The following is a 6250-nucleotide window of genomic DNA, read 5'->3' on the forward strand; positions in this document are numbered from 1 at the left end:
AGGAGCAAGACGCATGCGAGCGTTCGTCATCGACAGTTACCAGGGCGCACTGCGCGACGTGAACATGCCTGAGCCCGCCGTCGGTGAGAACGACGTGCTGGTGCAGGCCGTCGCGGCCGGCGTGAACCATCTCGATGAGAAGATCCGCACCGGCGAGTTCAAGCGGATCCTTCCGTATCGATTCCCGCTGGTGCTCGGTCACGACGTCGCCGGAACCGTCATCCGTGTCGGCTCGAAGGTCGAAGCGTTCGCGCCGGGCGACTCGGTGTTCGCGCGGCCTCGCGACGGGCGGATCGGCACCTTCGCCGAGACCATTGCGATCGACGAGGCCGATGTGGCGCTCGCTCCGAAATCGATCGGTGCGGTCGACGCGGCATCCCTGCCGCTGGTCGCGCTGACCGCGTGGCAGGCACTCGTCGAGCGCGGCAACGTGCAGCCCGGGCAGCGCGTGCTCATCCACGGTGGCAGCGGGGGAGTCGGAACGATCGCGATCCAGCTCGCTAAGCATCTGGGCACGTACGTGGCCACCACGGCGTCTGCGGCGAACGCGGACTTCGTCCGGGAGCTCGGAGCCGACGAGGTGATCGACTACCGCTCGCAGGACTTCGCGGACATCCTTCACGGCTACGACCTGGTCCTCGACGGTATCGGCGGCGACCACCTCGCGAAGTCCCTCCGGGTGCTGAAACCCGGTGGCAGGGCGATCGGCATCGCGGGGCCCCCGGATCCTGCCTTCGCGCGCAGCGCGGGCCTCAACCCCCTGCTGCGGCTCGCGATCGCCGGCTTGAGCGGCAGCATCCGCAGGAAGGCTCGCAAGCTCGGCGTCTCGTACGAGTTCCTCTTCATGCGCGCGAGCGGAGGCCAGCTCCGGCAGATCGCCGCGCTCGTCGATGCGGGAGTGCTGCGGGCCGCCGTCGGAGAAGTCCTCGCGTTCGACGACACCCCGCAGGTGATCGCTGGCCTCTCTTCGCGTCACATCCGCGGAAAGGCGGTCATCTCGATCGCCCCACTGACCAGCCACGCCCATCACGCCGCCGACACCGAAGAAGCAGGGCATTCACGATGAACGCAACGAACAATGAACCCGTCGTCACCTCCTACGCGGAAGCGCCGACGAAGATCGTCACCGCGGGCGGAACCACCTTCGCGTATCGCGAACTCGGCCCGAAGGGCGGCATCCCCGTCGTCTTCTTCGTGCACCTGGCCGCGACCCTCGACAACTGGGATCCCCGCATCGTCGACCCCATCGCGAAGACCCGCCACGTCATCGCCTTCGACAACGCGGGCGTCGGCGCGTCCTCGGGCGTCGTCCCGGGCACCATCGAGGAGGCCGCCGATGACGCATACGCCTTCATCACCGCGCTGGGGTTCGATCGGATCGACGTCTTCTCGTTCTCGATGGGCGGCATGATCGCGCAGGACCTGGTCGTGAAGCACCCCGATCTGGTGCGAAAGCTCGTCCTCACCGGCACCGGCCCGCGCGGCGGCAAGGACATGGACAAGGTCGTCGGTGTGACTTACTGGGATATCTTCCGATCCGTGGTCGCCCGGGCGGATCCGAAGGAGTTCCTGTTCTTCAACCGCGACGCGGAGGGGAAGAGGGCCGGCAAGGCCTTCGTCGAGCGACTCAAGGAGCGCACGACAGACCGTGACCAGCCCATCAGCACGAGAGCGTTCCGCACGCAATTGAAGGCCATCCAGCGCTTCGGTCGCTCGGCGCCGTCGGACTTGTCGACGATCACCCAGCCGACACTCATCGCCAACGGCGACAACGACCGGATGGTTCCGTCGGTGCTCTCGCACGACCTCCATGCGCGGATCGCCGGCAGCGACCTGATCATCTACCCTGGCTCCGGCCATGGCGGCATCTTCCAGCACTGGGAGAAGTTCGCCCCCGTTACCGCGGCGTTCCTCTCAGAGGAGAGGGGAGAATAGGCCCGGCGCAACGTCGTCATCGATCCGTTTGGAGGACACCATGACCACCGCCTCCTCTCCGGTCGGGCGGCGCGAGCGCAACAAGCAGGAGAAGCTCGACCGCATCATGGATGCCGCCCGCGAACTGTTCGCTCAGCACGGCGTCGACGAGGTCACGACTCAGCAGATCGCCGAGAAGGCCGACATCGGTGCAGGCACGCTGTTCCTTTACGCGAAGACCAAAGGCGAACTCCTGCTTCTCGTGCAGAACGACGCCTACGCGAAGGCGCTCGACCAGGGGCGGGAGGATGCCGCACTCGAGGCCGGTGCCGTCGAGGCGGTTCTTGCGATCACCAGTCCGATCGTCGCGTGCAACCGCGCCCAGATCGACAACGGGCGCACCTACCTGCGCGAGATGCTGTTCGGCGACCCGACCGAGCCCGCCCGCCGGGAGGCGCTCGAGATCGTCGCGCGGACCGAAGAAGCCGTCGCGACGACACTCCAGCGCACCGCGGGCCTTGAGGATGTCCGTGCGGCGACCACGGCGCGGATCATCTCCGCAGCGATGTACGTCAGCATGGCGTCGAGCCTGAACGTCGAGGCCGGCGTCGATCAGATCATCGACGAGATCGCGCAGCAGATCCGCGTGCTGCTCGCGCCGGCGACAGACGGCGGCGCGTTCTGAGATGCCTCGCCGGCGCGATCGTTTAGGACCGCGATAGTAGGGTGCGGGTCGAGGTCGACGACCAGGCTTGAGGTCGAAGGAGGGACCGCGTGATCGCAGGACTCAATCGGCTGATCGAAGTCGTCGAGACGCATCTCGACGACGACATCGATGTCGGCGGGCTGGCGGTGGATCTCGGCACGACCGAGTACCACCTGCGTCGCATGTTCTCGTCGCTCGCCGGCATGCCGCTCTCGGAGTACATCCGCAGGCGTCGCATGTCGGTCGCGGCTGCCGACGTCCTGGGCGCCGACGATCTTCTGGGCATCGCGGTGCGCTACGGCTACGGCTCGACCGAGGCTTTCGGCCGGGCGTTCCGATCGGTGCACGGCGTCGGGCCCAGCGACGTGCGGCGAGACGGCGGCCCCCTTCACACGCAACCGCAGCTCAGGTTCCGCCTGACCGTAGAAGGGAACACCCCCATGGACACCCGCATCGCCGATCGACCCGCATTCCGTCTCGTCGGCCACGCCGCCCGCGTTCCGCTCATCCACGAGGGCGCCAATCCGCACATCAAGGCGCACATCGCGTCCATCCCCGCAACGGAGCACGGGCGACTCAAAGAGCTGAGCGACACCGAGCCGACAGGGCTGCTTCAGGTGAGCGCCGACGTCGACCCCGACTACCGCGAAGGGAGCGAACTGACCTATCTGCACGGCGTCGCCGTCACCGCGGATTCGCCGGTGCCCGACGACCTCGACGCGATCGAGGTCCCCGCCGGCACATGGGCTGTGTTCCGCGCCGACGGACCCTACCCGGCGGTGCTGCAGACCACGTGGGCCGCGACCGCGACCGACTGGTTCCCGTCGAACCCGTGGCGGCTCCGGCCCGGACCCTCGATCGTCGCGGTGCTCGACCGGGCGGCGGACTTCAGCACGGCATCCTGCGAACTGTGGCTGCCCGTGGAGCGCGAGTGACCTGAGCGACGCCTCACGCGCCGCTCTCGTCGAACTCCCGTCGCAGATACCTCGGCGCCTGCACCCGCCATGCTTCGGTGACGAGCTCGCCGAGGTGATCCGCGTCGATGCCGGCCATGCGGAACGCGACCTTCGGCTCGCTCCAGGTCGTCGTGGTGCGCAGGAACACGTCGGGCGCCATCTCGACGAGGGCGAGCGCGTCGAGGCGGTCGGCGACCTTCACCCCGACGACGAGCTCGGCGGCGATGATCGCGCGGATGTCGGCGGGGATGCTGGGCCACGGATGGCACTCCCACGCGTAGAGCTTGCTGCGCACGAACCACGCGGTGCCGCCCGTCATCGCCCGTTCCTCGCTGCCGGGCAGGGTGCTCGCGATGCGGCGCACGTCGTCGAGGGTGGGCACGGCGTCAGTGTAGGCCCGGGCGCCGACATGTCAGCCTCAGTCGGCGCCATCACGGACCGGTGCGTCCGTCGCCTCGAGCGCGAAGGAACTTCCGAACGGATGCCGATGGAAGGCGAGCCAGGCGATCGCGACGCCCGCGAACTGCAGGCAGGCCAAGAAGAGGTAGAACGCCGTGATGTTGTACTCGAGGAACACCGGAGTCCAGATCGCGAAGGCGGCCGCCGTCGCGCGGGCGAGGGCGATCACGCTGCCCTGAGCCGTCGATCGAAGGAGAGGCGGAAATGACTCCTGTGTCCAGATCTTCATCATGCCCTCGAACGCGAAGGCGATGCCGACCGCTGCGCACACCGTCGCGATCGTGTAGGTGGTGAGAGTCACCCCGAACACGGCCAGGACGAGCGGGGCGATCACACCGACCACGGCGCCTGCGGTGAACAAGCGGAATCGTGCAGGCCCATCGGCGAACCGCATGAAGATCACCAGCCCGACGACCACGATGGGAACACCGAGGAGCACGACACGGGCGGCTTCCGGGACGGTGGCGCCTGCGAAGTTCACCATCACGTAGATGCCGAGTTGGCCGTTCGTGTTCGCGACCAGATTCGTCAGGGTGTAGAAGCCCGCGATCGCCCAGAAGTGCCGCGCGTAGGGCGCGCGCGTGATCGATCTCACACCGGGACGTGCGGCCGTGGACGAGGCGGTGGTACGGCTCGCCGCCAGCCACCGCCATGATTCGGGGATCGTCAGGCGTGCGATGAGGACCAGCAGGCTCATCAGGCCGATGTGGCCGAAGATGATGCGGATTCCGGTGACCCCGAGATCTCCGACAGCGCTGCTGATGAGGAGGTTCGCGACGATGCCGGCGACCCACAGAAGGTTCGACACCAGGATCAGGCGAGCGCGGATGCGCTCGGGCGCCATCTCGGAAGCGGTCGTGAGCGCGACAGGCAGGTCGGCGCCGGTGGCGATGCCGAGGAGCGCGGCTGCGCAGAGCAGGACGGGGAACGGTGGGATCAAGAGCATCACCGTGCTGGCGGCGACACACCCGACCATGGTGGCGACGAACACCGGACGCCGCCCCCAGCGGTCGCCGAGGCGCCCGCCGATGAGTGCTCCGGCGGCGATTCCGAGCGTCAGCGTGCCTGACGCGATCCCGATGTCGATCGGCGCCAGCCCCAGGATCGGCTGGAGCATCGTCAGTGCGACGGCGAAGCCGGTGATCGCCGCGGCATCCACGTACGATGCCATGCCCGTGACGACCGCCATATAGCCGGGTGAGATCCGCCGCGCCATCATGCCTCCCCGTCCGCTCCGGGTATCGTGAACCGGTGACTTCGGGTGCGCGCGGTTCGTATTCGTCCGGGCGAGATCGCCGCGAGCGGATCCTGGATGCTGCGACGCGCCGGTTCGCGGACGGCGGCTACGCGCAGACATCCCTCGCCGACATCGCTCGCGACGTCGACGTCACAGGCCCGGGACTCAAGCACCATTTCCCGTCGAAGGAGCACCTGCTCCTGGCGATCGCCGAGCGTCGCTTCGTTCGTGCGCGGGGAACGGCGAGCGAGGAGCCCGCTGACGTCGACGGCCTCGGGACGCTCCGGCTGATGCTTCATCAGACCGCCATTCGCGCGCAGCAACCCGAACTCATCGAGATCTTCGTTCAGGTGGTCGGGCTTGCGGCCGATCCTCACGGACCGGCGCACGAGCTCTTCGCGGAACGCTATGCCGTCGTGGTGGACGACCTCACCGTCCGATTCCGCGCAGCGGTCGCACGCGGTCTTCTGCGCAGCGACATCGACTACGAGGCGATTTCGCGCAGCTTGATCGCTCTGTCGGATGGGCTGCAGATCCAGTGGGTTCTGACCCGAGGCGGCATCGACATGGTCGGGATGATGACCGATCATCTCGAGCGTCTCACGCCGGTGATTCTCGTCAGCGGCGCACAGGTCTCGCTCAGCGTGGAGTAGCTCCGAGCCGTTCCGCGGGGGAGGGCGTTTTCCCGGCCTCCGGGCCGCGAGTGAATACCTTCTCATGAAAGTTTTCATTGACACCTCACTGTGTCGCTCGTACGCTGTGAACGAAGATGAATCGATTCAGATTCTCACAGTACTCGATGGAGAGGCACATCAATGAAGAGAATTCGTGGGCGGCACTATGCGATCGCCGCTGTTCTGACCGCTGTCGCGCTGGTCGCGACGGGCTGTTCGGGTTCGGGTGGCGATGGTGGCGATGGTGGCGACGCCGGTGATGGCGGGGATGCGAATCTGTCGATCGTGATGCTGCCGAAGAACC

Annotated in this window: 7 protein-coding genes; 5 read left to right on the plus strand and 2 right to left on the minus strand. The window is 67.3% G+C overall.

Translation table 11 applies throughout. The annotated features are described in order from the left end of the window. The first annotated feature begins 13 nt into the window (after positions 1 to 13). From FFS15_RS15210 to FFS15_RS15225, 4 genes are all read left to right on the plus strand, one after another. Positions 14 to 1066, plus strand: a complete 1053-nt coding sequence (locus FFS15_RS15210) for an NADP-dependent oxidoreductase (protein WP_137845890.1) — start codon at positions 14 to 16, stop codon at positions 1064 to 1066. Beyond that, positions 1063 to 1935, plus strand: a complete 873-nt coding sequence (locus FFS15_RS15215) for an alpha/beta hydrolase (RefSeq protein WP_137845891.1) — start codon at positions 1063 to 1065, stop codon at positions 1933 to 1935. Before FFS15_RS15210 ends, FFS15_RS15215 begins: the two co-directional genes overlap by 4 nt. Positions 1936 to 1975: 40 nt before the next feature. Next, entirely contained in the window at positions 1976 to 2599 is a 624-nt protein-coding gene (locus FFS15_RS15220) for a TetR/AcrR family transcriptional regulator (RefSeq protein WP_137845892.1), read from the plus strand. An 89-nt stretch (positions 2600 to 2688) separates the two neighbouring features. Then, positions 2689 to 3555 carry an AraC family transcriptional regulator gene (locus FFS15_RS15225; RefSeq protein ID WP_137845893.1) on the plus strand — a complete coding sequence of 289 codons (867 nt, stop codon included), beginning with the start codon at positions 2689 to 2691 and terminating at the stop codon, positions 3553 to 3555. Positions 3556 to 3568: 13 nt separating this feature from the next. Here the strand turns inward: FFS15_RS15225 and FFS15_RS15230 are convergent, their stop codons facing one another. Both FFS15_RS15230 and FFS15_RS15235 read right to left on the minus strand, forming a co-directional pair. Further along, positions 3569 to 3958, minus strand: a complete 390-nt coding sequence (locus FFS15_RS15230) for a hypothetical protein (RefSeq protein ID WP_137845894.1) — start codon at positions 3956 to 3958, stop codon at positions 3569 to 3571. 36 nt (positions 3959 to 3994) lie between these two features. Continuing rightward, complete coding sequence (locus FFS15_RS15235) at positions 3995 to 5254, minus strand: MFS transporter (protein ID WP_171013228.1); 1260 nt, start codon at positions 5252 to 5254, stop codon at positions 3995 to 3997. 32 nt (positions 5255 to 5286) lie between these two features. On the opposite strand from FFS15_RS15235, the gene FFS15_RS15240 reads away from it, so the two are divergent. Beyond that, a complete protein-coding gene (locus FFS15_RS15240) occupies positions 5287 to 5925 on the plus strand; it encodes a TetR/AcrR family transcriptional regulator (protein WP_171013229.1) in 639 nt (212 codons plus the stop codon). The last annotated feature ends 325 nt before the right edge of the window (positions 5926 to 6250 follow it).

Source organism: Microbacterium sp. 2FI (assembly GCF_005502885.1).
In the GTDB taxonomy this organism is placed as follows: Bacteria; Actinomycetota; Actinomycetes; order Actinomycetales; family Microbacteriaceae; genus Microbacterium.

Coding starts and splice junctions, on each gene's coding strand:
- FFS15_RS15210 (WP_137845890.1), top strand. CDS start 14: ATGCGAGCGTTCGTCATCGACAGTTACCAGGGCGCACTGCGCGACGTG.
- FFS15_RS15215 (WP_137845891.1), top strand. CDS start 1,063: ATGAACGCAACGAACAATGAACCCGTCGTCACCTCCTACGCGGAAGCG.
- FFS15_RS15220 (WP_137845892.1), top strand. CDS start 1,976: ATGACCACCGCCTCCTCTCCGGTCGGGCGGCGCGAGCGCAACAAGCAG.
- FFS15_RS15235 (WP_171013228.1), bottom strand. CDS start 5,254: ATGATGGCGCGGCGGATCTCACCCGGCTATATGGCGGTCGTCACGGGC.